We start from the raw sequence: 1,547 nt of genomic DNA on the forward strand, positions 1-1,547 counted from the left end.
CTTTAGCTTGTGCATCTTGCAAAGAGGCATAACTGCCGCCTGTGAAAATCACTAACTCTTTGCCAGTAATGTCAGGAGTTGAACCGCTAACACCGTCAAAGTTAGTCGTAGTCAAATTGCCGAAAGCGCTCGCGCTAAACTCGAATTTGTCAGTTCCAGAGGTAAAGTCAGTAATCGTATCACCGCCTTCGCCTACTGCTTTGTAAACAAACAGATCCGCACCAGCACCGCCAGTCAGAATATCTGCACCAGAACCACCGCTGAAGATGTCAGCAAACTCAGTACCCGTGACGCTGTTAGCCTTCGCATCTCCGGTAAACAACACAGGAGTAGTGAAGTTGTAACCGCCAACACCTGAACCGAAATTGTTAAAGTCGCTTGGGAAAGTGTTTCCAGCAGCAGTTAAATCGGCCACGCTACCTGAGTTGGTAGTAGTACCAGCAGGAGATGCGATCGTACCTGTAAATACAAAGTCCGCCGTTCCCAGATTGCTAGCAGCAGTACCCAGATTCGCAATCAAGGTCGAACCACCGGCTACGGTACCGTTCGAGTCAAAATACAACTCTGTTTCGTTCGACGCATTAGTAAAGGCGAAGAAACCAGCAGTTGTAGAATTGCCCAGGGCTTTAGCTTGTGCATCTTGCAAAGAGGCATAACTGCCGCCTGTGAAAATCACTAACTCTTTGCCAGTAATGTCAGGATTTGAACCGCTAACACCGTCAAAGTTAGTCGTAGTCAAATTGCCGAAAGCGCTCGCGCTAAACTCGAATTTGTCCACCCCAACAGTAAAGTCAGCAATTTTATCGCCGCCTTCTTTCGTTGTCCTGTAAACAAACAGATCCGCACCACTGCCGCCGCTTATGACATCCAAACCAAGGCCGCCGGTGATGGTATCGTTGCCGTCGCCGCCAAGGATGGTATCGTTAAAATTGCTGCCGACAATGTTGTCATCGCCTGCTAAACCATCGAAATTAACGGCAGCCGGATAAGTGCCGAAATTCACATTGTCAGCACCAGCAGTACCTACAGGAACATTTAGTGGCGTGCCTGTGAAGACAAAGTTACTGATTTGCAGGCGAATGCTTGCCGAGAAACTCGTGAGAACTTCAAAGCGCGCCCCAACAGCAAATACCAGTACAGCACGACCGGTCTCGGCATCTATAAACTGACAGAAAGTAGGCGCGTCTCGGTTGCCACCCAAAGCTATAAACCGCGCTTGCAAAGACGCGATGCTGTTAACAGTGGTATCCAGGCTGAAATCGAGCAAGTTAGCGCTGCCGATCGACCCCACAGTAGAAGTAGCAGTAATCTCCAGTCGGGTCAAGCTAGAAACGGTGAGATTACCAAAAGCTGCCGTAGAAAGCTCTAAAACATCGTCATCGACACTAAAGTCAGTAATAAAGTCAGCTTCTACAACTGTTTGAATCTCTTGGCGAGAAGTGCGGTAAATAAAGCGATCCTTTCCACTACCCCCAATTAGAGTATTGGTTCCTAGACCACCTTCGATCTCGTCATCATCATCGCCGCCTTGAACTTTGTCGTTGCCC

Annotated in this window: 1 protein-coding gene; it reads right to left on the bottom strand. The window is 48.5% G+C overall.

Going from position 1 to position 1,547, the window contains the following annotated elements; translation table 11 throughout:
• Positions 1-1,547: calcium-binding protein (locus tag QUB51_RS07470; RefSeq protein WP_445299847.1), on the bottom strand; the 1,547-nt coding region annotated here is incomplete at both ends.

Origin of the sequence: Microcoleus sp. AT8-A3, assembly GCF_036705675.1 — a bacterium.
Classification (GTDB): domain Bacteria; phylum Cyanobacteriota; class Cyanobacteriia; order Cyanobacteriales; family Microcoleaceae; genus Microcoleus.